Origin of the sequence: Brevundimonas sp., from assembly GCF_052436175.1 — a bacterium.
Classification (GTDB): Bacteria; Pseudomonadota; Alphaproteobacteria; order Caulobacterales; family Caulobacteraceae; genus Brevundimonas.
Window position 1 is genome coordinate 40,574 of sequence record NZ_JBQVNM010000002.1, and the last position, 26,396, is coordinate 66,969.

Sequence of the window (26,396 nt, forward strand, 5' to 3'; positions counted from 1 at the left end):
GCGCCGGGCGTTGAGAACAGGGTTGAACCATGCGCCCCCGCCTTTAGCCGAAGCCTGGACATACGCGGGGGCCGCCCGGGCGGTCGAACGCTAGAGCATTCGGCGCGGGGCGCAAATCGCTGCGACCGGTAGGCCCTGCGCGGCGATCCCAATTTCAGAGTCCCAAGGCGAAGAGACAGGGAGGATCGGCCAGACCGAAGGGCTGGACTCTGACGCGTCAGGGCGTCGCCGGCTTCCGTCGATGCAACAGGCTTTGAGAGGCGATCAGGGTGAAGCAAGAGCGAGTAGCCCGGTTCCCCATTCCTTTAACGTCGGACCATCCGCCGGTAGCGGCGCGGTGTTGGGATCGAACTGTCTGGCCTGAGTCGAAGAATTCGACTCCTGGCGGACTCAGCCAGCCGCAGCGTGCGCCAACGTGGCGTCCTTTCGGCTGATGTTATGGCGAGCGTGTTTGAGCTTAGGGTCCGAAGGTCAGGATCGCGGCTACCGAAGGCAGGACCCAAGCGAACGACGCGCCGCGAAAGGTTGCGGCCGGGAAACCACGCGACTTTATCCCGCCGCACGCAAGGCGTGGAAGTACGGATAGACCCAGCGATCGCAGGCCTCGCGCACCTCAGGGGTCGCGTCGGCCCGTTTCGCCGCCGCATCGGGGATAAATACGCCACCCCGCTTGGCGTCGATCCGGGTTCGCTCTTCGGTCGCATCAAGGCGCGCCGTATCGAGGGCGAAGATCGTGGCCGCCTTGGTCACAAAGGCGTCCGGCAGCTCGGCGTAGTCGATCGCCACACCCCCGGGGCCGGCCGCCAGTCGCGCCCCACGTTCGAACAAAGCCCCCAGGACACGGGCGCCGTACTCCACGGCCGGCAAGGGAGCCGCCGCGTCCGGGCCGATCAGATCGGCGCGCAGATAGCCGGGTATCATGTGAAGACCACGCTGCCGCAACTGGCTGACCAGGACTTCCACTGGATCGCGATAGAGCATGATCCAGGGCGTCTCGGGGAAGGCCTCAAGGATCAGGTCGGCATAGAGCAGGTGCCAGGCGTCCAGCTTGATGAAAACCTTGGATTGGGTCTCTGTCCGGGGTCTCCCCATCGCGCCGGCCACGGCCCGGATCGCCCGGATCTGACACCCCCGTTCCAGCCTTGGCGTCTGGTCGTTGCATCGTATCAGCCTGTCGAGCAGCGGCGGCTCCGAGAGGACGAGCGTGTCGGGGTGGCCTCCTAGCAGACGGGTCAACCAGGTCGAGCCGCAGCGGGAGACATGAAAAATCAGGCCGGACGGGACCACGCCCGGCGCGGCCTCGTCCCCGTCGATCAGCGCGTCGAGGGATGTGCGCGGTCGAAATGCGGCATTGGCCGGACGTCGCATCCATTTCTCGAGTGTGTCGGCGACAAAGGCCTCCTCGAACCGGGCGTCCCCGACATGGATCCACTCGATGTCGGCCTGGTCGCCGTCACGCCACGTCAGGATCGACGGGAACCAGCGGGCCGGGGCTTCGGTCAGGGCCTGCATGCGTCGCGCCAGGTTTGACGGCCGTCCAATACCGCCCTCTCGACCTCTTCAGCCCAGAACGGGAGGCCTTCGGCGACGCCGAGACGGAGCGCTTCCTCGGTGAAGAGCTGCCGATCCGAGGTTGCGACCAGACGAGCGTGCAGCGCTGGATCGGCGACGGCCCTCTGACGAAACAGGCTGAAATTGGCTTTGGACTGCTCGGCCGTGACCTCCGAGACGAGCCGGATGACATGCGCCTCTTCGATGTCCGGAGTTTCAAAGGGCACATGGTCGCGGAGCCAGTCGTCGATGACCACATCGATCACCAGATGCACGCGACTGGTCTCGCCGCCGTTGTGGACGCGATGGGGCTTGCTCAGATCGAGATACCACAGCTCCCCCGGCGCCATGACGACCGGACGATTGGCGACATGAAAGGACACGGCGTCATTGGTCAGGATCGGCAGATGCAGCCGCGCCTCCCCGCGGTCGAAGCCCAGGTCATGATCGCGGTGTTCGTGGATATGGGCGCCGGGCGCGAGACGCAGCAGCCGCACCGCCTTCAGCGGGCAATGCAACTGACCCAGCGCCGCTCGAATTCCCGGACAGGCGTCGGCGGCCGCCGTGAAGGTCCAGTCCCCCTCCCCCACGCCGGTGAAGAGCGTATCCGGCCGGCTGTCGACGCGGCCATGAAGGACCACGCCGCTCCACTCGCCGCTGTAGTAGCCGGTGTTGAAATGGGGCATCCAGCCGCCGTCCCCTAGGCGCCGCAAGTCGTCGATCAGCGGCGCGACGTCGAAGGTCAGCGGGAGGCGAAATCGGTCGATCACCGGGAAGGGCTAGACGATCTCGGCGGCGGTCATCAGAACGCGGGCGATCCGGCCGGACACCGCATCGTCGAACTTGCCGAGCTGGAGACGGCCGCGGACGGAAACCTTCCTCCCGATGGTCATCCGCCGGACATCCTTGGGCAGGATACGAACGGGCAGGTCGCCGCTCTCTCCCAGCAGGGTGAAATAGTGCCGGGCTGCGCCGTCTCCCGGCACCAGTCGCCCGGTCAGGACGACCGTCTTGCCTTGATGCGCGACGAGGCTCGCCTCATCCCGAGCCCAGACCCGGGTCGCGCCGGACACGGCGCCGCCCAGGGTCGCCAGACCCACCCCGGCCGTAATCAGTCCACGCCGGCTCATCTGACGGGGCATGGATTTTCGAGAAGGGCTCATCTCGGTCTCTCGCGACATTCGGTTCATTGGGCCACCCGCCGCCGATTGAGGACCAGGGCGCCGGCGCCCGCCAGCAGCGCCGCCAACATCATCATCGCCCACTCGGTGAGCGTCGGAACGATAACGATCTGCTCTGCCACGGTGATGCTGTAGGTCTGGGTCGCCGAGTAGGGACCGCTCGGGCTCGAATCCGTGGCCATGACCGTGAAGTTGTAGGTCCCGATCTGGGTCGGCGTGCCCGAGATCACGCCTGACGGGCTAAGCGTCAGGCCCGGCGGCAAGACAGAGCCATTGGCGAGGGCGTAGGTATAGGGCGCCAGCCCGCCCGACGCCGGAACGATCAACTGGCTGTAGACGGCGTTCACCGATCCACCGGCCAGCGTCGTGGGCGGCAGAACAATGGTCGGAGCCGCGATGCTCACTGTGTAGGCCTGTGAGCCGAAGTAGGGCCCGCCCACCGCCGGGTCCGTGGCCGTGACGGTGAAGCTGTAGGACCCCGGCGTGGTGGGCGTACCGCTGAGCGTGCCGTTCGTCGCCAGGGTCAGGCCGGGCGGCAGGGTCCCGGTCGCCCCATAGGTATAGGGGCCGACACCACCGGATGCGGCCACCATCGTGCTGTAGCTCACATAAGCCGTCCCGTTGGGCAGGCTCGCGGTCAGAGTGATGGTGGGCGCCGCCACCGAGCCGGAGTAGGCGCGGCTGCCGGCATAGGGGGCGCCTTGGCCGGTCGAGGAATCGGTCGCCGTGATCGTGACGTTGTAGCTCCCGCCGCTGGTGGGGGCGCCCGAGATTTCTCCGGTTTCGAACAGTTCCAAGCCGGTGGGCAGGGCGCCGCCGGTGACCGAGTAACGATATCCGGAGGTGCCGCCGGACGCCGCCACCGTGGCGCTGTAGGGCGCGCCGACCTGCATGGGCGCCAGGGTCGTCGGGTTGATCGTGATCGTCGGCGCGGCGACGGACAAGGTATAGGCGGTCGAAGTCGAATAGGGGCCTGTCCCGGTCGAGGAATCTTGCACCGTCACGGTGAAGGCGAAGCTGCCGCCCGCCGTCGGCGTGCCGCTGAGCACGCCGGTCGGCGACAGGGTGACCCCGGCGGGCAGATCGCCCGGCGTCGTGCTGTAAGCGTAGGGCGACGTGCCGCCGTTCGCCGTTACGGACTGCGAGTAGGCCGCTCCCACCGTGGCGCCCGGCAGACTGCCTGGCGACAGGCTGAGCGTCGGCGCGGCGACATTCAGGGTATAGACCTGCGAGCCCGTCGCGGGCCCGGTCCCGGTGGTCGAATCGGTCGCCGTCACAGAGAAGGTGAAGCTGCCGCCCGCCGTCGGCGTGCCGCTGAGCACACCGCCGGACGACAGGGTCACCCCCGCCGGCAAGGGATCGCTGGTGGCGAAGATATAGCCTGGCGTGCCGCCGTTGGCCGTCAGGGTCTGGCTGTAGGGGGCCGCGACCGTGGCGCCCGGCAGGCTGCCCGGCGACAGGCTTAGGGTCGGAAGCGCGACGGTCAGCGAATAGGCCTGCGTCGCCGTATAGGGGCCCGTCCCCGTCGAGGCGTCGGCCGCCGTCACCGTGAAGGCGAACGTGCCCGAAGCCGTTGGCGTGCCGCTGAGGACACCGGCGCTCGACAGGGTCAGGCCGGTCGGCAGGGGGTCGCTGGTGGTGAAGGCATAGGGCGCGGTGCCGCCGGAGGCCGTCAGTGTCTGCGAATAGGCGGCGCCGATCGCCGGCGTCGGCAGGGTCGTCGTCTGGATGGCGACGGTCGGGGGGGCGATGCTGAGCGTATAGGCCTGATCGTCGGTGCGGCTGTTGGCGTCGCTGACGCGGATCGTCACGGGGAAGTCGCCGCCCGCGGTGGGCGTGCCGGACAGGACGCCCGCGGTCGACAGGCTGAGGCCCGCAGGCAGGTCGCCCAGATGGACCGTGAAGGTCAGGGGCGCCGAGCCGCCGGTCGTTGCGATGGTCTGGCTGTAGGCCGCCGCGACGGCGCCGCCCGGCAGGGTCGTGGTGGTGATCTCCGGCGGCACCGGCAGGGTGACCGCAATGGTCGTGGTCCGGGTCGTCAGACAGGTCAGGTTCACCGAATCCACCAGCGGGCAGGTGAACAGGGAAATCGTGTCGGACACCGTCGCGCCGGCCTTGAGCGAGACCAGGGTGATGGTGAAGACGTCGGTGCTGAGGTTTCCGCTGAAACTGTAGACGGCCTGGGTGGTCTCGAAGGTTTCGGCGGAGGCGGCGCCGAAATCGTCAACCCCGAGACCATAATAGCTATAGGCGTCGCCGGTGCTGGTCTCGAACAATCCGCCCCAGGTGTTCTCGGGCGGAATCTGGACGTCGCAGGACTGAGCGTTCAGGGTCTGGCTGGTCGAAACCGCCGTGAAGGTCACCGAGCCGGCGGCGCAGGTCTGGGCTTGGGCCGCCGAGGGCGCGGCGATGAGACCGCCCAGAAGGGCGAAGCCCAGAACGAAGACGGCCAGGCCGGACGGCGCGAGACTCCACGCGGCCCTCAGCACCGCATCACCAAACGCGCGACCGCCCATCTGAATTCCCCCACGCCATGGCGGCTCCCTCCGCCACAGCCGGAGCCGCCCAAAATCGGCGGCTCCTCCCCATGAAAATCTGATAAACGAAAACGCCAAAGACGCCAGCCCACATTCGGCGAACAGGGGTGGACGATTCTGCCGTGGACGAGGCTCTGCTCCACAATACCAGTTTACACGCTCTCTTTCCGGGGCGATGGATAGGCGGGGGGATGCGGTTCTTCGCATCATCGTGGGGAATTTTAGAGAGCGATGAGCGAACGCTACCTCAGCAACATCTTCATCTTCGCCGGAAACTTCGCACCGCGCGGCTTCGCGTTCTGCAACGGCCAGATCATGAGTATCCCCCAGAACACCGCCCTGTTTTCACTGCTCGGCACGACATATGGCGGGAACGGGCAGCAGACCTATGCCCTGCCGAACCTGCAGAGCCGGACACCGGTGGGGTTCGGGCCCTCATGGAATGCGCCTCACCCCTCCAATGAGATGGTCCTGGGCGAAACGGGCGGTGTCGAATCGGTCGCCCTGACCATCCAGCAGATCGGCGCCCATACACACCAGATGCCCGCCACGACGTCTGTGGGCGCCGGACGATCGCCGGCAGGCGGCCTGCCGGCCCGCGCTGATCGCAATGTCTCGATCTATGCGCCCGCGAACAATCTGGCGACCCTCGCAACGACGACGCAAGTCGCCGGCAACGGCCTGCCGCATTCCAATATTCAGCCCTGTCTGGCGATCAACTTCGTGATCGCTATCGAGGGTCTCTTCCCGTCACGGAACTGAGCCGCCGCCATGGAACCCTATATCGGCGAAATCCGCCTGTTCGGCTTCAACTTCGCGCCGCCAGGCTGGGCGTTCTGCTCGGGCCAGATCTTGCCGATCAACACGAACGAGGCGTTGTTCGCCATTCTCGGCACGACCTACGGCGGCAATGGCGTGACCAACTTCGCCCTGCCTGATCTGAGGGGGCGTTTGGCCGTCCATCCCGGTCAGGGTCCCGGTCTCAGTTACTACCAACTGGGTGAAATCGTGGGCACGGAAAGCGTCACCCTGATCACAACGGAAATGCCGACCCATTCCCACGCCCTCCTCGCCAGCCAGAACGCGGCCACGACGACCAGCCCGGGCTCCGGGGTGGTCCACGCCGCCGTCAGCGGAGACACTCTCTATCGCACCACCGGCTCTTCGGTTGCGATGAGCGGAGCGACCGGCGTGGCCGGAAGCAGCCAGGCGCATGAAAATCGCATGCCGGGGCTCTGCCTGAACTATTGCATCGCCCTTGAAGGCATCTTCCCCCCGCGGAACTGAACCCAAATGAGTGAACCCTTTATCGGTGAAATCCAGCTCTACGGTTTGAACTTCAATCCGCGGGGGTGGGCCTTTTGCAGGGGCGACTCCCTGTCCATCTCCCAGAACAGCGCCTTGTTCAGCCTGCTTGGAATAGCCTATGGCGGGAACGGAACGACGACGTTCCTGCTTCCCAACCTCGCGGGACGGGTGCCGGTCGGCCAGGGCCAGTCGCCTGGAGCCGGCAACTACGTCATAGGCCAGACGTTCGGGGCGGCGTCCGTCACCCTCACCAGCGGCGAGATACCCGCTCACGTCCATCTGAACCCCTCAATCGCCACCGGGCCCGGCGCCGACCGGAGCGCCGGCCCGTCCAACGGCGCGCGGTTGGCGGCGCCCGTCCAGACCCGCGCCTTCCGACCCGCCTCGAACACGACATTGAGCCCCGCCGCCCTGACGTCCGTGGGCGGCGGGGGGGCTCATGAAAACCAGCAGCCTTACCTTGCGCTCAACTATTGCATCGCGCTCGAAGGCATCTACCCGTCCCGCAACTGACGGCCCGCCCAACCTACCGCCCGGTCGAGGCCGCGGACACGCCGTTTCTGCGAACCGCCTACGCCCACTCGCGCCGCGACGAGATGGCGCTGAGCGGCTGGGCGGACGACCAGATCGAGACCTTTCTGGACAGTCAGTTCGCCTTCCAGGCGGCGCACTACGCCATGCAGTTCGGCGACGGGGATCACAGTCTGATTCTGCTCAACGGCCAGCCTGTCGGCCGGGTCTGGCTCCATGACACCAGCGAACGTCGGCTTCTCGTGGATATCGCCCTGCTGACGGAGTTTCAGGGGCAAGGCGTCGGAACCGCCGTGATCCGCAAGGCCCAGGTCGGCGCCCGGCGGCTGGCCCTGCCCATGATCCTGCACGTCCTGCCGTTCAACACCGGCGCCCGACGCCTCTACGAACGGCTGGGTTTCTCCGCCGCCGTCTCGCCCGACGCGGACCGCGTCCGGATGGTCTGGACGCCACCGGTCAGTTGAACACGGCCTCATACAGTATGCCCGAGACGTCGCGACCGATGGGCACGATGAAGATGTCCAGCGTCCCCATCGCCTCATTGTTCATGCGGTAGATCCGCTGGGGCAGAGCCACCGGGGAACTGGATCGGAATGTCAGGGCGAAGGGATCGCGCAACTGGCCGGGGAACCGCTGGGCAGTCCCATGCCGGATGTCCGCGAGGACCAGAGGCATGGTGGTCTCGCCCAGCGACAGGTCGAAGGTCTCATGGAGCCGCGCGCCGAAATGATGGGCCTGCAGGATATTCAAGACCTGGCTCCGAACGCACGTCGCGGTTCCCCGGCGACCGCGTTTGCGTTTTAGCCCGGGTCGCGGCCGACTGAACAGGGCGAAGATGTTCGATGCCTGCATGTGAACGCTGTCGGTCCAGGCGTCGAGATCGGCTTGCGACTGGCGCCCTCGCTTCTGACGTCATGCCGTCGACTGCAGCGCCTCTCGTAACCCGCCCGGCATGCTGCAACCACGCACAATCGCCGTGCCGACTGATCTCGACGTTCAGCGTGTCGCTCGCCGCCTTAAGGGCGACGGACTGGAGACAGGCCTGATAAGGTGGCGCGCTGATCCGAGCCCACCGATGGCTGTCATATGTGAGAAGGGCGATTGGTCGACGGTCGGAAGCATCGCACAAATTGCCCACGACAGATCAGGTGTAGCCTGGGCGCGCCCGTCTCAGGATTCGCAGGTCACACGACGACAGGTGTCGAGGTGGCTGATCGGTCCAGGCTTCCACCCTTCAGAGCGGTGCCCGTCGATTTCGACGCGAAAGGCTTACAGAGGCGATCAGGGCCAAGGCGAGAGCGAAGAACAACATCGCAGACTCCGTCAGCGTCGGAACAGTCGCTGGGGGGGGAACTGAGTTGGGATCGAACCGGCTGGCTTCAATCGACGGGTTCGGCCCTTGCCCGACCCAGGTCGCTGTCAGGATCTCAGATGGCGAGGTGGTTAGGCGCGGTCCGCTGACGGGCCGACCGGCGTCGACAACCATGAGAGGCGGCGACCAATCTGAGGCGACGTAGCGCGAGGAGAAGAGGCGACCTTGCAGCCCCCCTGAAGTCCAGAGGACGGTGGCCTGGCCCGATGGCGTCACCGCCAGGTCCGCCTGGCTCGCGGCGGCAACATCCGAGATTGCTGCAGAGGTCCAGACGCCGTTGGCGAGCCGGGCACCGAACAGCTGGCTCGCCAGATCTATCCAGATCGCCGTCCCTTCACCGACCGGCCCGAACTCCAGGCTAAGGCTGGATCCACGGCCCGATCCGATCTGGACCGGCGTGGACCATCCGGCGCCGTTGAACGTGGATGACTGAATGGATCCGGCCGACCAGATCGCCGTCACGGTTCCGTCCGGCGCCGCTGCGACGGCGGCGGAGCCGAAATCTACGTTAGGGGTTGAGACATCGATGGCCGATGACCAGGATCCGTTGACGAAACGCGCCGCTCGCAGCCGACCCGTCAACGTCGGAAAAGCGCCGGTGTAGGTGAACCATATGGCCGTCACCGCTCCGGCGGCGTCTACGGCCAGTTGCGGCAATGTATTTTGGGTGCTGATGCCGGACACCGTAACCGGCTGGCTCCAGGACCCGTTTTCGAAGCGAGAGGCTTGAATGGCGTCAAGGCCCTGAAGCCAGACCGCCGTGACCACGCCGGACGCATCCGCCACCAGATCGATCTGCTGCGCGGTCTGTCCCGGCGCGGTCAGCTGGACAGTCGAGGTCCAGGCGCCACCGGAAAACCTTGCGGCCTCGAGGTAGCCGTTGCCAGGCGTCCATGCCGCTGTGACTGTTCCGGCGCCGTCGACGACGATGGCGATATCCGAGGCGCCGAACTGATTGTGCAGAACCGTCGGCGGGTTCCACCCGGCTCCGGAATAACGTGACGCCTTGACGGCGAGCTGGTCGATCCACAGCGCTGTGACGACGCCGTCCGGCGCCCCGGCGGTCTCCACACGATATCCCGCTCCGAGGGATGGGGTTGACTGCCAAACCTGCGCCAGGGCCGTTCCTGCATGGGTCAGGCACATGGCCAGCACGCCCGCGGCCATGATCCTCCGCACTTTATTGACCGTTCGCATGCTGCCCCCCTGACGCCATCTCTGCTTCAACCTTTGAAGCGTCTGGGGTCGGGGTCTCGCATCCCCCAAATGGTGGATGGCGGCCTCGAGGACAGGCAGCGTTTTTTCAGTCTCGGAAGTCGCGCACGCGCGGGAGCCGCGCGAGAAGGGTCGCCAGTTCGGTCTGTCGCCGACTTCCGGTCTTGGCCAGGACGGCGTTCATCTGGCTGCGGACCGTCGAGGGCTGGACGGCTCGCATGTCCGCGATTTCCGGGAGGCTCCAGCCCTCGGCCAGGCGCACGGCCAGATCGGCTTCCGCAGGGCTCAATCCGAAGAGCCGGCGTAGATTTTGAGCCAGACCCGGGTCGGCCTGTTCCGGGTCCTCGATGATCACAAGGGCCTGACCAGGCAGGGCGCCGGGGCCGCGATGGGGCGTGACGACCAGACGATAGGCGGGCCTACCGGAGGGGCGCACGACGAGGAGAGCGTCACCCCCCTTGCCCGTGGCCGCGGACGCGAGCGCCCGGCTCAGCCGATCGGCCAGCGCGTGGCTGATCCGGATCGTGCCGCTGCTCGACTCAAGCCCGTCCCGAGACGCCAGAAGGCCTTCCGCCGCCAGGTTTGCGAAGCCGACACGGCCCTGGGCGTTGACCAGAAGGATGGCCGACGACTGACCGTGCAGCACGGCCCGGATGTCCCGCTCTGCGGCATCCGCCTTGCGCAGGCGCGCCCGGGTCTCCGCCAGGCGGCGGAGGTGGGGCAAGGCGGTCTCCAGGGTCGCCCGGTCCTCGGGCGCGTATCCCGGAGCGCTCAAGGCCCGATGCAACCCAAGGCCCACAAAGCCGTCCCGGGTCTCGATCACCGCACCGAGACTGACCCCAGTGTCGTCGCCGAAGAGCCGGAAGAACTCATTGTAGAAGGCGCCCCGGCGAAAGTCGTCTCGGCTGATATAGTCGTCGGCGTCCGCAACCCTGTTGAGCAGGCCATGGTCCTTGACGATCGGGATCCAGGGATCCAGGGCGATGACGTCGTTCGCGACATAAAAGGCGTTCATCGGCGCGCTGAAATAATGGGTCGCCACATGCACAGGAGCGCCACCCACGATGGTCTGCAAGGTCGCCGAGCGGGCGCCGACAGCCTCGGCCAGGTGTCGCGGCAGGGCGTCCAGGGCCTCGTCGTCGAGCAAGGCCTCGTAGATGTGTTCGACGATGCCCATCACGCTAACCTCTCGGCACAGTAGGGGCGATGTGTCGTCGCCCCGCCCTAGGGCGCATCCCCCAAACGGAGGAAGACACAGTCACGCCCCACGGACAACTAGGTCAAAGCGACAGGTCCGAGCGATGGGCGGGAACGCTGTCGCAACGGCTTTGGGGGTCGAATGTTGAACCGTGTTGGGCTCGTCATCGCGATGGCCGTCTTCTGCCTGCTCGTCGCCCCGCGCCCGGCCTTGGCCCAGCGTCAGACGATGATCATGGACCCCGTCCCTCTCGGCGCTCCGGTGTCCGTCGCCGACAGTCGCGAATACACGCGCATCCTCAACCTTCAGGCCGGCGACAAGGTGCGCCTGGAGGTTCAGTCCCCCGACCCGGGCGAGCTCATCGTCTTCATCTATGGCATGACGCCGAGGGGCTTTTGGGGATCTCATGAGGAGGTGGTCGGAACACGGATGCGGCGAAGCGGCGTGTTCGAGAATGTGGTCCGCCATGGCGGGCAATATTTCATCTGGATCATGGACGGGGGTGTGTTCGGCAACAGGGCCATCGATTTCACCTACACCGTTACCGTTTTGGAGGGCCCATCGGCCAAGCTGACCCGGCAAGTCGTCGCTTCAGCCCCGTCCTCTCTGGCCGAAGCAAACCCGGCGTCGGCTGCGCGTACAATCGCGATTGCAGATGCGGCCGACAGCGCAGGCGCTCCATCCTTCAATGTTCAGGAACGTTTCGCCACGACGGCCGCCGGCGTCTACTACCCATACGGAGTGCGGCCCGGATCGCGGGTGACGCTTGCAGCAAGGGGCTGCGAAGCCCAGTACGAACTGAAGATCGCGCAGGAAGGCTTCTTCGGCCCCCGGGTGCGCGCCCAATCTTCGGGGGCGTCGCCACAGTTGACCTTCAACGCCGAGAACGGCGCGCCCTATCACCTGGAACACCGAACCCTTAACGCCAGACCCGCCGACTATTTTCTCTTGGCGAGCTGGAACGCCGAAGAGCGACCGTCCGCCGACCAGATGGCGGAACTGATTCCGAACTGCGAACCCCTGTCCGACACCGACTTACGACGGGTGTTCGGGCCCTTGGTCGATCGTGTCGGACGCACATTCGTCGATGGGTCGTACACACGGTCCCAGACCTATCGCTGGCATCGCAACGGCGTGCTTGAACGTGTCGAAGCCCCCTTGGGCAGCACGGCCGGAACGACCCACACCTACTATGTCGTGGCGCGTCGCACCGGGAGACTGAATGTGGTGGACCAGGCCGGGTTTCGCCATTTCGGTGCAGCGGACGCCGCCACGCTCTATGACACCCCCTTCTCCGCCGAGCGGTATGCCGCCATCCAGGCGAGCCGCGCGGCGGAACGCGCGCGTAATCGCAATGAGACCCTGGGATTCATCGGCGGCGTGCTGGGCGGCGTCGGAGTCGCCCTGGCGTCAGAGGGCACGGCGACCCAGGATCAGATCAGCACCGCGATCGCCCTTGGATCCAATGTCCTGGGCCCGGGATCCGGCATCGCCAACGCGGCGAGCCGGGACTACGAAGCGGTTCTGGCCCGGCAGGCGCAGGAGCGACAGCAGCTCGTCGAATTGGTGGCGCGCCTCAACGACCCGAACGACCCTGTCACCCGAGATTTCAAGGCGGCGGATGACCGACGGCGCGAAGCCTATCGCGCCACCACTGCCCGACTGCGTGCAGAGCAGGACCAGGCCGACCGGGACGCCGCCGCCGAAGCCCAGGCGTATGAAGCGCGCCGCGACGCGGAGTTCGCCACGGCGGCGGACCAGCGGCGGAATGCGGAGGCGGCCGCCGAAACAAGCGCACGTCAACAGCGACAGGCCGAAGCTGACCGACACGCCGCCCAGGCCCGGGCGACTCAGGAACAGGCCGAACGGGCGCGGCAGGAAACGATCCGCCGGCAGTCAGAACAACAGGCTGCCGACGACCGCGCCGCTCGCGAACGCGAGGCCGAGCAGCGCGCCGCTGCCGAGCGTCGGGATCGGGAAGCCGCCGAAGCCGAGCGCCGTCGGCCAGTAGCCTGGCCAGAGGCCGTCGCCTTCTGTCAGCTGCGACCGAACAGCCGCACCGAGTTCCGATGCGACGGCCCCTTGCAGGCCACCTACGGGACGCCCGGTACGCCCAGTTATACCGTCGCGGTCCGTCAGGCCTGTGGGTCCGACACGGTGCGAGAGCTGGGGACGACCAATGGATATACGGCCTGGGGCTGCGGCTTCGGCATACGGGTCAACGCTCAGAACCGCTTCGGAGCCTTCACAGATGCGGCGGCGAGGCTCGGGATTGGCTATGTCCCGGGTCGTATCATCTTCCGTTGCCCCCCCAGCACCAACACCTGTCGTACGCGATAGAGGCGCCATGACCGCCCCGGCACCCCGGGTCCGGCACGCCGCAGGGTCGGTCTGAGGATTGGACGCCGGGCCCAGCCGCGCAAGGCGTTGATCGTGTCGAGCACGCCGTCGCCACGTCGCGGGTTGTCCGTTTGTACCAGATCGCTCGTCGGGTCAGCGCGTCGCACAGACCCTCTGGTGCTGAAGCAGCTGGGCATGGGTCAGGTCGGACATCGTCTCGGCGCCGACTAGGAGCGCATCGTCGATGACCTCGTCCCCGGTCTTTGTCGGAGAGCTGGCGGCGACCGCCTTGGCCTGGAAGGCCGTCATCGAGTCGACGAGCATGGCCAGCATGTCCTCGCCGACCCTCTGCCGGTCGTCGGCGATCAGCATCATGGCGTTGGCCAGACATCCCACAGCCAGCGCGTAGTCGGACGACACGGATTGCGCAGGGGCGGACGCGCCGGCCGAACCGTTCGCCGCCTCCAGGCTGAGCGTGAACCGTCCCCGCCCGGCTTCGGTCAGGCTGTTCGCAGCGAGCGAATACCCCTGTCGGCCCGTCGCCGTGAAGGTCAGCTGCGAATCCGTGCCGCCCGCGCCGTCGTCGTCCGACATCAGGGCCGCACCCTGGCAGCGGTCTCCGGAATAGACGGCCAGATAGGTATCGAAGGCCGAACTGCGCAGGGTGGCCCGAACCTCGCCACCGGCGGACAGCGCCAGGGGATAGCACTGGAAGGCGCTGCCGTCGGGCAACCTGGGCGACTGGTCGGTCAGGGCGCCGGTGACGGATCCGCCGAGCGAGAGGCCGGCCTGGCCGGCGCGCGACGGCGCGCGCGGGACGGCCTGCGGGGCGGTCTGCGGGGCACGCGTCGGTTCCACGGGGCCCGTCACCGTCAGCCTGTAGGGCCCGCTCTCTCGCGGCTGCAGGGTGTTCGCACGAATGTGCCATACGGACCCGTCCCCCGGGATCGTCACCCGCGAGTCCGTCCCGCCGGCGCCGTCATCGTCGGTCAGGCTGTCATCCTCATTGCAGCCGGCGCCGGGCCCCGCGCCCAGATAGGCGTCGAACGCCGAGGAGCGCAGGTCCACGGTATAGGACCGGCCCCGCACGGTCTGAAGGGTGTAGCAGGCGTAGGGGCTCCCGTCGGACAGACGGGGCGAACTCTTGCCGAAGACGCCGTCCACCGGTTGGCCGACCGTCAGGGCCGACTGGGCGGCGGCGGGCGCGCCGAAGGCGAGACCGCCGGCGAGCGCGATGAACAGACTGCGAAGCATGGGAGAAATGGTCCTTTTCCAGTCTTGGTAGGCGGGTTCGCCCCTGGCCGCTAGGTCGCCGGGTGGGACAGTGCCTGTGTGTCAGGTTCGGTCAGGTAAGGGATCGTCGCCGAGACTGTGAGAAACGCGACCAGGACCTGAGGCCGCCATGCCCCGTGGGCTCCGAATTACGGAAGGTCGAGCGCGTGGTGGCGCGCACTGGTTGGTCGGACATCCGACGCGCTCGCCTTGCACCCCGCGGGCCGCAGGTCCGCCATCGCGCCGCGAGACGCCAGCGGGGTCTCTGAGAGGAGCCGAACGTCTCATGACGACCCAAAAAGTCGATCAGGCCGACGACGCAGACGCTCCGGGCCGTGCGGCCGACAGACCGGCGCGGCGTACAGGTCGGTCCGACAAGATCAAGGGTGACGCCTGTCTGCCGGCCGAGGACGACAACCGCCAGAACGGGATCGGCGAGGCGGCGCAGCACTCTGATGCAGCGTTGAATTCAGGCGGCGAGGACGAGCCTTCTCGCCGTGGCCTCGCCGCTCAGGCTGTGAACCCCAAACCCGAACGAACGCATGGACTTCCGTGGAAACGTGAGGATAGGCACCCTCCAATGAACGATGTGCCCAGCGCTATGCTATCCGCTCGTCATCAAGCGCCGCCCGATAGGCGCGGCCAATGGGCAGGCGGACGCCGTCCTTGAGTTCCACGGTCGGTCCCGATCTGCCTGATCGGTGGACGGCCGAAATCCAGGCCGGGTTGACCGCGTGGCTTCGGTGAATGCGCACCAGATGCGCTGACGCCAACTGCGTGAGCGTGGAGAGGTTGGCCGTGGACAGGACTTCCCGACCATCCGTCAGGGTGACGAGGCTGTAATCGTCGGCTGCGCGGACGTGCAGTAAGTCTTCCGCTCGGATAAGACGGCGGGACGTCCCGTCGGGAATGGACAAGGTCTCGTTCCGCCCGGGTGGAGGCTCGGGTGAGGGCCGAACGGCCGCAGCGCGGCTACGAAGCACAGCATAAGCCGCCAGTCCGCCGAACAGGGTCAGGAACAGCAGATAGTAGCTTATGTCGAGGAAGTCGGGGCTCCACGACAGGGCCAGGGCGAGGACGCAGACAGCCTGGGCTGTCTGTGCGTACCTGACGGTGGACAGGGCGCCGAGTGTGACGGCGATCAGCGCCGCCGCGCAGCCGGCGCGGTAAGACCACAGGGCTTTAGCGTCCCACCAGGGCGGGCCGAGCAGGGCGATCAGCAGGGCGAAGACCAGCGCTGCGGTCAGCCCCCAGCGCAGCCGGCGCTCCGGGACGAAGACCTGCGCCAGACGCCCGAGGGCCAAGGCGGCGACCGCCGCCATACCGGCGACGGCGGCGAGCCGGGCCAGCTGCCACGGATAGCTGTAGGTCAGGGCCAGCTTGGACGCTTCGGCCACGGCCTGGGCCAGCACCGCGCCGGTCAGAAGGGTCAAGGTCGCCGAGCCAGGCGGACGGCGGGCAAGCCAGAGGCCTGCGGCGCCGAGGAAGGCCAGCGCCAGCAGGCCGGTGAGCAGCAGAGTGGGCAGGTAATGGCGCAGCGTGCCGTGCAGCGGGTCGCTGTACGGACCGATCGACAGGTCATGGATCGGCCGCCGCACGGGCGCCCAGAGGTGGTGGGCCGACAGCCGGACCTCGACACGGTTCGGGCCGGGGCGGACCCGGTCCTGCGGAATGACGACGAGGGCGCTGAACCGACCGGGCGTCTCCTGGGCGCGGTCCGCGCCGACTTGCCCGTTGGTCCCGATCAGGGCGCCGTTCCAGCGGATCTCGGCGCTGGCGGTAGCGGCGATATGCAGGGCCAGGGGGGCGGCATGATCGTCGGGGCCGGCGACGAAGGTTGTGGTCAGGGTGTTGATCGGGGCGTCCAGCGCCAGGTTTGAAACGTCGACGGGGCGGCAGAGGTCCGGCGCCGGGCACAGGCTCCACACCTGGGTCGGCGTTCGGGCGGGCGCTGGCGACAGCATGGCGGCGATCTGAGGACCGCACAAAGCGACAAGGCCCGCCACGGCGAGGACGAGGACGATCAGGCGGCTGCGTTCACCGACGCCCATGGTCGTTCACCGAAACCCGGTTGGCGCGATCGCGGGTCCAGCCGAGATCGATAGTTGTCGGGAGCGAAGGGGCGACCACATGGCCGTTCCGTGCCGTTGCAGACCGACTTAGGCAAGTGAGGATTAGTCCATGATCGAGGCATCGCTTCCCGCGCTGAACCGCCGGAGGTTTCTGTGGGGCGCCGGCGCGGGCGCCGTAACTGCGGCGGCGCTACTGCCGGGTGCGGCGCGAGCCGATGGGCATGCGGAAACCGTCGGCGCCGTGATGGACGGCATGGTCCGGGACCACAACTTCCAGGGCGTCGTGGCCTTGGGGCGAGGGGGGCGGATCAGGACAGCGCGCGCCGTCGGAATGGCGCAAATCGCGCAGGGGATTCCCATGCGCACGGACACGCCCCTGGGCATCGCCTCCATCTCCAAACGGCTGACGGCGGTGGCGGTGATGCGTCTGGTCGAGCAGGGCGCTCTGTCGCTTGACGCCCGGATCACGACCTGGCTGCCGGACTACAGGGCCGATGTCGGGGCGCGGCTGACCCTGCGTCGGTTGCTATCGAACAGCAGCGGGGCGCCCAATCCGTTCCGCGCGGCGGTGGCGGCCGAACCGGCCCTGCTGCAGCCGCCCTGGATCGATACGGGGGAGGCGGTCCGCCGCTTCGCCACCGGCGACCTGGTGTTCGAGCCGGGGGCGCGCTTCGACTATGTGCTGTCGAACTGGATCCTCGTGCTGGCGATCATCGAAACCGTGACCGGCCAGCCTTATCGGGAGGCGATGCGGGCGCTGGTGCTCGATCCGCTGCGGATGAGGCATACGACGCCCGTCGCACCTTCGGAGGCGATGTCTTATCGGACTGTGTCGCCGCCGGTGGAGTGGATCAACCCGCGCCCGCCCTTCCTGGCCGCCGCCGGGGGCTATTACAGCACCGCTGCCGACCTGCTGCGGTTCGCACACGGTGTCTATGACACCGACTTCCTGTCCCCGACCTCGCGGACCGCGCTGACGACCGTCGAAGTCGCTTCGGACAGCTATGCGCTGGGCGGGCGGATGCGGACCGTGGCCATCGGCGGGGCTGAGGTCCGGGCCGCCTGGGAGACGGGCAACACCAACGGCTACCGCTCGGTACTGGGCCATCGCCTGGACGGGCGCGGCGCGGTGGTCATCCTGAACAACAACGCCATCTCGCAGCGAACGATGGACGCGTTCGCCGAGGCCCTTTTGCGGGCGGATGCCGGTGTGGCGTGACCAAAATTTCACTGGCCGCGCTCAAAGGCGAAGCTATCGTCGAGGTCCTTCAATCAGGGGAAAAGTGATGCGTAGTGGAGTTGCCGCGGTCATCCTTGCGACTGTTCTATTCCCTGGGGCGCAGGCGTCGGCTGAGGACCCCAACCTGCGCGAGACCGTCCAAAGCGTCATGCGCGAAACCGGCGCGCGCGGCATCGCGGTGGCTGTGGTCACGGACGGAGAGGTGGTTGACGTTCAGGCTCAAGGCGATCGCAACGCGGCCGGGGACCCGCTGACTCCCGACACCGTCATGTACGCCGCCAGCCTGACCAAGGCGGCTTTCGGCTATATGGTCATGCAGCTCGTCGACGAGGGGGTGATCGACCTCGACCGGTCGATCGCCGACTACCTGCCGCGCCCGCTGACCGACTACGGCAGCGACGAGATCGAGGATCGTTACGCCCGTTACAGCGACCTGGCCGGAGACGAGCGTTGGCGGATGCTCACGCCGCGCATCCTGCTGACGCATCGCTCGGGCTTCGCCAACTTCGGCTTCCTGGAGCCGGACGGAAAACTGAAGTTCCATTTCGATCCTGGCGCCCGGTACGGCTATTCCGGCGAGGGGATTATCCTGATGCAGTTCGTGCTGGAGCAGGGCCTGGGACTGGACGTGGGGGCCGAGATGCAGCGCCGTGTCTTCGACCGCTTCGGCATGACCCGCACCTCAATGATGTGGCGGCCGGACTTCGCCGAGAACTTGGCCGACGGCTGGACCCTGGAGGGCGAGGTCGTGCCGCATGACGAACGCTCGAAAACGCGTGCGGCCGGGTCCATGGACACCACGATTGCAGACATGGCCCGTCTGGCGGCGGGCGTCGCGCGGGGCGACGGCCTCAGCCCCGCCGCCCGGGCCGAGCGTGTGAGAGCCCAGGCGCCGATCACCACGCGGTCGCAGTTCCCCACGCTCCAGCCGGAGCTGCCTGCCGGCGAACAACGACCCGGCCTGGCCTCCGGGATCGGCGTGATCCGCTTCGACGGGCCGCAAGGCCCCGGCGTCTACAAGGGCGGTCACGACGACTTCGTCGGCAACACCTGGGTCTGCGTCGAGCGCGGTCGTCGCTGCGTCGTTATCCTTGCCGACGATGTCCGAGCCGAGCCGGGTTTCCCCCGGATAATCCGCTCTGTGCTGGGGGAGACAGGCGTCCCGTGGAGCTGGGAATACGGGGCGATGCGGATGCTGCCGTAAGAGTCCGCTTTCTGGCGACCGGCCAGGGTCCGCTGCTGGCGCATTTCAGCCGTGACCCGGTCTACGTGACGTTCAAAAACAGTCGGCGGATCCACACAAGGCGGTGCACCCACATTCACCAGTAGCGTAATGATCTCAAGAGTGCGTCGTGGATTTTACGGCGACGCACGTAGCGATATACCCGCTCGGATCTGTACGAAGTCTCGCGGGCGATTGATCGTCCTGCGCTACTGCGGTCGGGCGCCGATGGTCTCGGCCTGGGATCGGGTCATGGTGGTCGTCCCGACATAGTTGCCGGCGCGGTCGTAGCGGCGCACGTCCACCATGCCGACGCCGGACCCCATAGCCGCGGCCACCGCGCTTTGGCGAGCCGCCGCATCGGCGGCGGTTTGTCGAATCTCCGCCTGCCGCGCCGCCTCCTGCTGCGCCTGGTTGCGTCGGCTTGATTGGCAGGTCGGATGATCGAGACGGCACAGAATGTCGGCCGCCCCCCCGCCGTAAATGGGCTGAACGCCAGCCAGGCGCACGACGTAGTCGTCGCCTAGCTGGACGGCGAGGACCTCCAGCGTGCTGCGCTGCTGGCTGGTCAGATCGGCGCGGCCCCAAAGATCATTCCACATGCGCTCGGCGCGTGCACGGGCGTCGGCCGCCCAGGCCAGGCGCGTCAGCCGCACGCGTTCCGCCTCGGCCGCGACCGTATCGAGGGTCGCCTGCTGGGTCGCGGCCACCTCGGGGTGGACCGCGGCATAGGCCGCCATCCAGCCGTCGGCCCCATGCCCGATCTGCATGTTTGGGGCGGCGCGACGACGGGCCGTCAGTTCGTCGAAGCGCGCGCGCAGACCCGCGACGCCGGGATAGGCCGGCTCGAACACCAGGTCCAGGCGCGGCGCCCGTCTTGTGATATTGCGCCCGTAGTCCAGGAAGGCGGTGCGCTCCCGGGCATTCCGAAGCCGGACGAAGACCCCGCAACGCTGGACACTCTCGCCGGTGCAGGAGGCGAGCTGCGCCGCGGCGATCGGATCCGCGCCGTGGCGACGCCAGTATTCGCCGGCCCATCGCGCCGCCAGGCGGCTGGACGCCAGGCCGTCGAAGGATTCCAGGGGCGCGAACCAGACGTGGCGATTAATCGTGTTCCGTTCCGGTCCCTTGAAGGCGCGCAGGACGGCATGCATCGCCTCCTTGTCGCCGCTCTCGGCCAGGGCCATCAAGGGCTCGATCCGGTCCCAGGTCAGATAGGGGTCGGTCAGGGCGCCGTTCAGCAGAGCCTGCACCTGGCCGCGTTCTTCGGTCGACAAGGTGCGGGGGCGAATGCGCGGGGCGTAGAGATCGACCACCTCCTCGGAGCTTCTCTGCGCCCGCAGGCGACTCGCCTCGCGCTGGGCGGGCGTCATCCAGTCCGAGCGCAGGCCCAGGGTCACCGTCGGCGCCGCGACCGGTGTGACAGAGCCCGCGTAGAGGTAACAGAGCCCGGTCGTGTTCCCCACGCTCATCTGCCAGGTATAGGCGTCACAGCGACGGTCGGCCTCGCACCGCGCCTGGCAGTCCGAGACGGGCCGGGACGTGGGCAGCGGGATCGACTGATAATTCTGCTGGGCGACCCCATGACCGGGACGCATCTCGAAGGTGCGGCCCTGCAGCGCCAGGGCGGAGCCGCCGATCAGGACGCTGGCGACAAGGCCCGGGACGAGGCGACGCAGAGCCGACATGACACAAACTCCAGGGAATGCGGCGAGCCTAGACTTCGGTGTCGCAAATGCTCAAGCGCCCCTCGCCACGCCGTCAGATCATGTCAGGCGCAGTTTTGATCTTCCTCGGAGGCGAGGCTCAGGGCAGACGCTTGAGGCTTGTCTGAGTGTCGCGCATTCGGCGTTTGGGAATGACTACTTTTGGCGCACTTCGTTCTCAACAGGAGTATGGTGGCGTGGGGGTGTCATCCTTGGAGAGATGGCGGTGACCCAGCTAGACCTCTTTCGCTCATCACAGGGCCTTGGAACGTCAGTCGGATGGGGCGGCTGAGGGTCACAACGGGTGGGAAGCGGACTTCAAGTTTGATAACTTCCTGGCGCAGTGGAGACAGGCGATGAAACGACTTTCGATAAATCCCAGGCTCTTAGCGATCGTTGTGTTGAGCGCGCTAGCGACATCAGTTTTGCTGGGTGACGCGGCCCACGGGTTCCTGGATGGCTTGGTGATCGGGTTCACGGACGCTCGCTAGGTCTTCTACGGGCCGAAAGCGATCTTCAAATCCGCCACCACCCGAAGGTCTGCTTCCTGGTAGTGGTCGAATGTCCGCAAGTGGCGCGCTTCGGACCTAAAAGTAAATCAGTCAGCGACTGGCTCGGAAGTTTGAGCGCCAACTGTGCAAAGGAAAAATGGTGACCGTCCTTATTCAGGCTGTTTCACCAGATTTCAGCGCGCAACCAAATCTTTAATGCAGGTTCTGCCCCATAGCTGCCCCACGAGCCGTCGTGGAGCGCTCAAAACGACGGCGCCCCATCGACAGCCATTGAAAAATCTGAGAAAAGTGGCGCACCCGACACGATTCGAACGTGTGACCTTTGCCTTCGGAGGCATGTGCATTTCTCGCGTCTAGATGGGATACCGTCACGTATCTTCTTCGGGGAAGGTCTCCGTCATTGGCGCTAATGAGCCCCCTACTCCGCCCTGATTCCTGGCGCGAGATCGCTGGCCGCACTTTGCGTCGATGCCGCTACATAGGCCGCCAGGCATTTGTCCAGCTCCGTCATCAGGGTTTGCGCCTCCTCGTCCGACACCGCCCCGATGCGGATGAGGTGGGCGAAGTTGATCGCCGGATTCAGCGCGCCCGGAGGCCAACGGTCCGCCTGGCGGATCGCGTCGGCCATGGCGCACAACATGACAAGCGCTCGGCCCAGAAGCGGCATGTCGACGGCGCCGCAGGCCGTGAGGGCCGCGTCGGCGTGTTCGACGAGCGTATCCAGTTCGGCCGGGGTTGGGCGCGTCGCCGGGTCGCGCAGGGCGAATTCGGCCAGGGGCTGCAAACGTCGGTCGATCTCTCCCAGGCAGTCGTCCCTCAGTCCTCCCAGGTTCGCCGCAGCGGCCGCCAGGGCCTCCCCCGGCCTGAGCCCACGACCGCAACGGACCATCCACTCCAGGCGGGACTCGACCTTGCGGAAGGTCACGGCGGTCACAGGGCCATCCTCTGAGGTTTCAGCATGTTGTCGATCTCATCCTGGGACATGTTGGGCGCCACGGCTTCGCCGATGCTGGCGGACAGGTCGTCCTTGCGACGCCCCGCCATTCCGTCGGGCAGACCCTGGTTATGGAAGCGCCGGTCCGGGCCGGAATAGGCCGCGGTCTCGACGAAGATGCGCCCGGCCCGCCCGATCCACAGCAGCCGCTGCAGAATGATCGAGGGCGAAAGCGGCTTGGCGACGACGAAGCTCGCGCCGCAATCACGCGCCTCCTCCACCTGGGACCGGGGCGTGTGGCTGGCGAGGATGATGACCGGAGCGAACCGGTTGGGCTCCAGGCGCGAGGTCCTGAGCCAGCGGATCTCGGCGAACCCGTTCCCGGAGAGCCCAGCGTCCAGGAGGACGAGGTCGAAGGCCTTTTCCGTCAGGGCGGCCCTGAACTCCTCGGCGGACTGGACCCTGGCGATGTGCTGAACGCCGAGCCCCATGAGAATCTGGCTGATGATCTCCTGGCCTTGGAGGTTCTCGTCGGCACAGATCACGCGGGCGTCCCGAAGATCAAACCTGGGACCCGTGGGCGGCGGCTCGGACGTCACCACAGGTCCACATCCCCCCCGCCGCCACGCTGTCCCCCGGCCCGACCCGCGAGCCGATCCGACAGGCCGGCGAGGTTCATGCGATGCAGGGAAGCCGCGAGCGCCTCGGGGCAGAGATCGGACCGGACCTGCGGCTCCGAAAGCCCCCGACAGAGCTCGGCGAGCTGACGCAGGTGCTGGCTGAGACCGTCGATGGTCTGGACCGCCTCGATCTCCGCCGCTGACAGGGACCGGTCGCCCAGCAGATTGCCGATGACGACCTCCAGGCGCTCGGACGCGCTCGCCCAGTCCGAGAGTTCGTCGCCCAGGGCTCCAAAGAGGCCCTGCAGGGAGGGAGATGAGCTCATCAGAAGAGCTCCAGATCGCCAGAGACGGGAGAGAGGGACACAGGCTTGCGGTCGTCCACGCCAAAGGCCGCGGCGTCGATCAGGTGCTGGCGGGCCCGACCGTTGGAAGGCCAGAATTGCACGCGTCGCGCCTGAACCCCGCCCAGGGACGCGCTTTCCAGATGGATGCCCTCGTCCTGAAGGAAGCGGCGTACGAAGGCGCCGTTCTTGGCGCCCACATCCGCCAGACCAGGTGTCATCCGGGCGCCGCCGAACACCTTGGCATGGAGGCTGTCGCGTCGCGCGCCTCGCGAGAGAAGGGCGTTGATCAGCACCTCCATGGCCTGGACGCCGTACCGCTTGTCCGCGATCGAGCCTTCCGGCGCCGAGGGCAGAAGAAAATGGTTCATTCCGCCCAGACCCGCGCCGGGATCCCAGATGCAGGCGGACACGCAACTGCCCAGCACCGTGGTCAGACAGGCCGTCGGGCTGCCGCTGACGGCATAGCCGCCCTGCACCACATGGGTGCGATGGGCCTCCTGGGCGGCGGTCACGTCAGCGCGCCGTAAACGTCTTCGATCTTCTGGCGAAGACTGGCGACGGTGAAGGGTTTGACCAGGAAGTTGTTGGCGCCGAACTGGGCGGCGCGCCGAACCAGATCGCCGTCGGCGCGTCCCGTCAGCATGATGAAGCCGATCGACTTCAGCTGCGGTGCCGACCGAATGGCCCGCAACAGCCCCAAGCCGTCGAGCTTGGGCATGTTGAAGTCCGAAATGATCAGATGGGTTTGAAGGGACAGGGCCTGCCGCAGACCATCCTCCCCATCGACCGCCTCCCGGATATCGACGACGCCGATATCCTTGAGCCCCACACGCACGAGCGAACGGATGGTCTGCTGATCGTCCACGACCAGGACCTTGAGCGAAGCGGCGGCGGGCATCAGGCGTCCCCTCCGACAAGGTGCGGACCCACCCCGAGAACCGCGGCCGCCATGCGATTGAGACCGACGACCTGGGCCGCCGCGCCGATCTCGGCAGCCGCCCGCGGCATGCCGAACACCACCGAGCTCTGCTCGTCCTGGGCGAAGGTTCTGGCTCCGGCCTGCCGCATCGCCAGAAGGCCCTCGGCCCCATCTCGCCCCATCCCGGTCAGAAGGGCGCCGAGACTCCCAGGCCCCGCGACCTCGGCCACAGAACGGAACAGCACATCGACCGAAGGCCTGTGTCCGCTGACCGGAGGACCGCACCGAAGGGTGCAGACCAGGCGTCCATTGCCGCGCGCGATCTCGAGATGGCGGTCGCCGCCGGGCGCCAGATAGACGCGGCCCCTCTCGACGGGATCGCCGTCGCACGCTTCCGACACCGTTGGGGCGCACAGCCGGTTCAGTCGAGCCGCGAAGCTCGTGGTGAAGTTGGCCGGCATGTGCTGGGTGATCAGGGTGGCGGGGCAATCCGCCGGAAAGTCGGAGAGGACCCGGATCAGGGCCTCGACCCCTCCGGTCGAGGCGCCGAGGGCGATGATTTTGCCCGCAGCCGTCAGGCCGGTCCGCAGGAGGGGACGAGCAGGTTCTCGAATCTCACGATCGGCGACCTTGGCGAAGGCGGCCTCATGAACGATGTCCGCCAGGCGATCCAGGCCCTCATCGGCCCGTGTCGGCTTGCCTACGCAGTCCACGGCGCCCAGTTCGAGCGCCGCGAGGCTCGCCTCGGCCCCCGCCTGGGTCAGGCTGGAGACCATCACGACCGGCAGGGGGTTCAGGCGCATCAGGCGGTCCAGGAACTCCAGGCCGTTCATATTGGGCATCTCGACATCCAGGGTCAGGACATCGGGCCGTCGCTCGCGGATCAGCGAACGGGCGACCAGCGGATCCCCCGCCTCCCCCACCACCTCGAGGTCTGCGCGTCGGGACAGGGTGTTGCGGATCAAGGCCCGCATGGTGGGAGAGTCGTCGATAATCAGAACACGCACGGTCATGCATCGGCTCGTCGATAGATGGTGAGGCCGTCGGAGCGGAGGACGGGCGTCTCGGCCCGCTCGGAGTGGCCGATGTAGAGGCGCCCCTCGGGCGCCAGGCGCTGGGCGAACCGCCCCCAGAGGCGTTGCTGAGTCGGTTCGTCGAAATAGATCGCCACGTTGCGGCAGAAGATGGCGTCGAAGCCCCCCTTCATCGGCCAGTCGGCGTGGAGGTTGAGCTCGCCGAAGCTCACCAGCTCCCGCACGGCGGGATGCATTCGGACCTGACCAGCCTCTTCCACGACCCACCGCCCGGCGAGATCGGATGGAACGGGCGCCACGTCGTCTCGCGTGTAGATTCCCTGCCGGGCGCGCTGGACCACCATCGGATCGATGTCGGTGGCGAGAATGCGGATATCGAGGCGGGCCGCGTCGGGCAGTTCGGCGAGGACGCACATCGCCATCGAGTAGGGTTCATGACCCAAGGAGCAGCCCGCGGACCAGAGCCGCACCCGCCCCCCGACCGCCGCCGCCTGCACGAGGCCGGATCGCAACTGTGTCCGCAGGGCCTCGAAATGATGTGGCTCACGAAAAAACCGAGTGACGTTGGTCGTCAGGGCGCTGAGCAGCACGCCGCGCTCGGCCTCCCCATCCGGTCCCTCAAGACGCTTGCAGTAGTCGGAGAAGCGCGAGAGGCCGAGGGTGCGCAGCCGCTTGCCCAGTCGTGAATAGACCAGAGGGGCCTTGGCGTCCGACAAGCGTATCCCGGAAGTGTCGTAGAGCAGCCGGGCGATGACGCGGAAATCCCGCATCTCGAAGGCGAACTCGCGGCCGGCGGTCTCGGCCGGCAAGGCTTGCGCGTCCATCATGCCGCCTCGCTCAGTTGCAGTTCCGGCAAGACGTCATCGAGGGCCACCAGGCTCAGCATCCGGCCGTCGAGCGGAATGACACCCTTCACCGCGGCGCGCACCTGGCTGAAGGCGACGTCGGGGGTCGGTTGGATGGCGTCGTCAGCCACCGTCAGGATGTCGGACACACCCTCTACCAAAAGGCCCACGGTCCGCAGTCCGACGCGCGCGACGATAATGACATGACGGGCCGAGGGCGTCGCCGCACCGAGACCCAGCCGCCGGCTGAGGTCGATGATCGGCAGGACCGTGCCCCGCAGATTGATCACGCCCTGGACATAGTCAGGAGCCCGCGGAAGAGGCGTGGCCGCCGTCCAGCCCCGGATTTCCCGCACGGCCTGGATATCGACGCAGAACTCCTGTTCGCCGATCCGGAAGGCGATCAGTTCGCGGCTGTTTGTCAGGTCGGACGTGGTCAT

Annotated in this window: 25 protein-coding genes; 7 read left to right on the forward strand and 18 right to left on the reverse strand. The window is 67.1% G+C overall.

Translation table 11 applies throughout. The features are described 5' to 3' along the window. Positions 1 to 549 precede the first annotated feature (549 nt). From ACT6QK_RS00895 to ACT6QK_RS00910, 4 genes are read right to left on the reverse strand one after another with little or no spacing between them, the layout of a single operon-like run. Positions 550 to 1,512, reverse strand: a complete 963-nt coding sequence (locus tag ACT6QK_RS00895) for a sulfotransferase (protein WP_444595939.1) — start codon at positions 1,510 to 1,512, stop codon at positions 550 to 552. Then, positions 1,500 to 2,321, reverse strand: a complete 822-nt coding sequence (locus ACT6QK_RS00900; RefSeq protein ID WP_444595940.1) for an aspartyl/asparaginyl beta-hydroxylase domain-containing protein — start codon at positions 2,319 to 2,321, stop codon at positions 1,500 to 1,502. The genes ACT6QK_RS00895 and ACT6QK_RS00900 overlap by 13 nt, the downstream gene beginning before the upstream one ends. A 9-nt stretch (positions 2,322 to 2,330) precedes the next feature. Then, positions 2,331 to 2,714 carry a hypothetical protein gene (locus ACT6QK_RS00905; RefSeq protein WP_444595941.1) on the reverse strand — a complete coding sequence of 128 codons (384 nt, stop codon included), beginning with the start codon at positions 2,712 to 2,714 and terminating at the stop codon, positions 2,331 to 2,333. Between the two features lie 23 nt (positions 2,715 to 2,737). Further along, the gene (locus ACT6QK_RS00910) at positions 2,738 to 5,248 is read right to left on the reverse strand and encodes a beta strand repeat-containing protein (protein ID WP_444595942.1); all 2,511 of its coding nucleotides are present in this window, start codon (positions 5,246 to 5,248) and stop codon (positions 2,738 to 2,740) included. A gap of 252 nt (positions 5,249 to 5,500) precedes the next feature. Here ACT6QK_RS00910 and ACT6QK_RS00915 point away from each other — a divergent pair, with 252 nt between their 5' ends. Genes ACT6QK_RS00915 through ACT6QK_RS00930 form a run of 4 tightly spaced genes read left to right on the forward strand, consistent with a single transcriptional unit; the run spans position 5,501 to position 7,572 of the window. After that, complete coding sequence (locus tag ACT6QK_RS00915) at positions 5,501 to 6,031, forward strand: phage tail protein (RefSeq protein ID WP_444595943.1); 531 nt, start codon at positions 5,501 to 5,503, stop codon at positions 6,029 to 6,031. Positions 6,032 to 6,040: 9 nt separating this feature from the next. Beyond that, entirely contained in the window at positions 6,041 to 6,556 is a 516-nt protein-coding gene (locus ACT6QK_RS00920) for a phage tail protein (protein WP_444595944.1), read from the forward strand. A gap of 6 nt (positions 6,557 to 6,562) precedes the next feature. Then, positions 6,563 to 7,090, forward strand: coding sequence for a phage tail protein (locus ACT6QK_RS00925; RefSeq protein WP_444595945.1), 528 nt, complete (start codon positions 6,563 to 6,565; stop codon positions 7,088 to 7,090). Next, entirely contained in the window at positions 7,051 to 7,572 is a 522-nt protein-coding gene (locus tag ACT6QK_RS00930; RefSeq protein ID WP_444595946.1) for a GNAT family N-acetyltransferase, read from the forward strand. Before ACT6QK_RS00925 ends, ACT6QK_RS00930 begins: the two co-directional genes overlap by 40 nt. Here ACT6QK_RS00930 and ACT6QK_RS00935 read toward each other — a convergent pair. The 3 genes from ACT6QK_RS00935 to ACT6QK_RS00945 form a co-directional block, all read right to left on the reverse strand. Continuing rightward, on the reverse strand, positions 7,565 to 7,858 hold the full coding sequence (locus ACT6QK_RS00935; RefSeq protein ID WP_444595947.1) for a DUF6916 family protein: 294 nt from the start codon (positions 7,856 to 7,858) through the stop codon (positions 7,565 to 7,567). The two genes, ACT6QK_RS00930 and ACT6QK_RS00935, sit on opposite strands and share 8 nt — an antisense overlap. Before the next feature lie 484 nt (positions 7,859 to 8,342). Beyond that, positions 8,343 to 9,677 (reverse strand): hypothetical protein, encoded by a 1,335-nt coding sequence (locus ACT6QK_RS00940; protein ID WP_444595948.1) that lies wholly within the window; start codon positions 9,675 to 9,677, stop codon positions 8,343 to 8,345. 106 nt (positions 9,678 to 9,783) lie between these two features. Further along, entirely contained in the window at positions 9,784 to 10,872 is a 1,089-nt protein-coding gene (locus ACT6QK_RS00945; protein ID WP_444595949.1) for a helix-turn-helix transcriptional regulator, read from the reverse strand. 162 nt (positions 10,873 to 11,034) lie between these two features. Between ACT6QK_RS00945 and ACT6QK_RS00950 the strand changes: the two genes are divergently transcribed. Then, positions 11,035 to 13,233, forward strand: coding sequence for a hypothetical protein (locus tag ACT6QK_RS00950; protein ID WP_444595950.1), 2,199 nt, complete (start codon positions 11,035 to 11,037; stop codon positions 13,231 to 13,233). A gap of 153 nt (positions 13,234 to 13,386) precedes the next feature. Here ACT6QK_RS00950 and ACT6QK_RS00955 read toward each other — a convergent pair whose 3' ends face one another. Then, positions 13,387 to 14,487, reverse strand: coding sequence for a hypothetical protein (locus ACT6QK_RS00955; RefSeq protein WP_444595951.1), 1,101 nt, complete (start codon positions 14,485 to 14,487; stop codon positions 13,387 to 13,389). Positions 14,488 to 15,104: 617 nt separating this feature from the next. Next, the gene (locus tag ACT6QK_RS00960; protein ID WP_444595952.1) at positions 15,105 to 16,556 is read right to left on the reverse strand and encodes a LytR/AlgR family response regulator transcription factor; all 1,452 of its coding nucleotides are present in this window, start codon (positions 16,554 to 16,556) and stop codon (positions 15,105 to 15,107) included. Between the two features lie 130 nt (positions 16,557 to 16,686). On the opposite strand from ACT6QK_RS00960, the gene ACT6QK_RS00965 reads away from it, so the two are divergent. Both ACT6QK_RS00965 and ACT6QK_RS00970 read left to right on the forward strand, forming a co-directional pair. After that, positions 16,687 to 17,796, forward strand: a complete 1,110-nt coding sequence (locus ACT6QK_RS00965) for a serine hydrolase domain-containing protein (RefSeq protein WP_444595953.1) — start codon at positions 16,687 to 16,689, stop codon at positions 17,794 to 17,796. Positions 17,797 to 17,863: 67 nt separating this feature from the next. After that, a complete protein-coding gene (locus tag ACT6QK_RS00970; RefSeq protein ID WP_444595954.1) occupies positions 17,864 to 19,021 on the forward strand; it encodes a serine hydrolase domain-containing protein in 1,158 nt (385 codons plus the stop codon). A 227-nt stretch (positions 19,022 to 19,248) separates the two neighbouring features. Here ACT6QK_RS00970 and ACT6QK_RS00975 read toward each other — a convergent pair whose 3' ends face one another. The 9 genes from ACT6QK_RS00975 to ACT6QK_RS01015 all read right to left on the reverse strand — a co-directional run bounded on the left by ACT6QK_RS00975 (position 19,249) and on the right by ACT6QK_RS01015 (position 26,396). Continuing rightward, positions 19,249 to 20,727: a PAN domain-containing protein gene (locus ACT6QK_RS00975; RefSeq protein ID WP_444595955.1), complete on the reverse strand. Its 1,479-nt coding sequence runs from the start codon at positions 20,725 to 20,727 to the stop codon at positions 19,249 to 19,251. A gap of 948 nt (positions 20,728 to 21,675) precedes the next feature. Further along, the gene (locus ACT6QK_RS00980; RefSeq protein ID WP_444595956.1) at positions 21,676 to 22,191 is read right to left on the reverse strand and encodes a hypothetical protein; all 516 of its coding nucleotides are present in this window, start codon (positions 22,189 to 22,191) and stop codon (positions 21,676 to 21,678) included. Continuing rightward, entirely contained in the window at positions 22,188 to 22,736 is a 549-nt protein-coding gene (locus ACT6QK_RS00985; protein ID WP_444595957.1) for a response regulator, read from the reverse strand. Before ACT6QK_RS00985 ends, ACT6QK_RS00980 begins: the two co-directional genes overlap by 4 nt. Before the next feature lie 50 nt (positions 22,737 to 22,786). Then, positions 22,787 to 23,137: a hypothetical protein gene (locus tag ACT6QK_RS00990; RefSeq protein WP_444595958.1), complete on the reverse strand. Its 351-nt coding sequence runs from the start codon at positions 23,135 to 23,137 to the stop codon at positions 22,787 to 22,789. Next, positions 23,137 to 23,670, reverse strand: coding sequence for a chemotaxis protein CheD (locus ACT6QK_RS00995; RefSeq protein ID WP_444595959.1), 534 nt, complete (start codon positions 23,668 to 23,670; stop codon positions 23,137 to 23,139). The genes ACT6QK_RS00990 and ACT6QK_RS00995 overlap by 1 nt, the downstream gene beginning before the upstream one ends. Continuing rightward, positions 23,667 to 24,056, reverse strand: coding sequence for a response regulator (locus ACT6QK_RS01000; protein WP_444595960.1), 390 nt, complete (start codon positions 24,054 to 24,056; stop codon positions 23,667 to 23,669). The genes ACT6QK_RS00995 and ACT6QK_RS01000 overlap by 4 nt, the downstream gene beginning before the upstream one ends. Next, positions 24,056 to 25,090, reverse strand: a complete 1,035-nt coding sequence (locus ACT6QK_RS01005) for a protein-glutamate methylesterase/protein-glutamine glutaminase (protein ID WP_444595961.1) — start codon at positions 25,088 to 25,090, stop codon at positions 24,056 to 24,058. The genes ACT6QK_RS01000 and ACT6QK_RS01005 overlap by 1 nt, the downstream gene beginning before the upstream one ends. Further along, positions 25,087 to 25,938, reverse strand: a complete 852-nt coding sequence (locus ACT6QK_RS01010) for a CheR family methyltransferase (RefSeq protein WP_444595962.1) — start codon at positions 25,936 to 25,938, stop codon at positions 25,087 to 25,089. The genes ACT6QK_RS01005 and ACT6QK_RS01010 overlap by 4 nt, the downstream gene beginning before the upstream one ends. After that, a complete protein-coding gene (locus tag ACT6QK_RS01015; RefSeq protein WP_444595963.1) occupies positions 25,935 to 26,396 on the reverse strand; it encodes a chemotaxis protein CheW in 462 nt (153 codons plus the stop codon). Before ACT6QK_RS01015 ends, ACT6QK_RS01010 begins: the two co-directional genes overlap by 4 nt.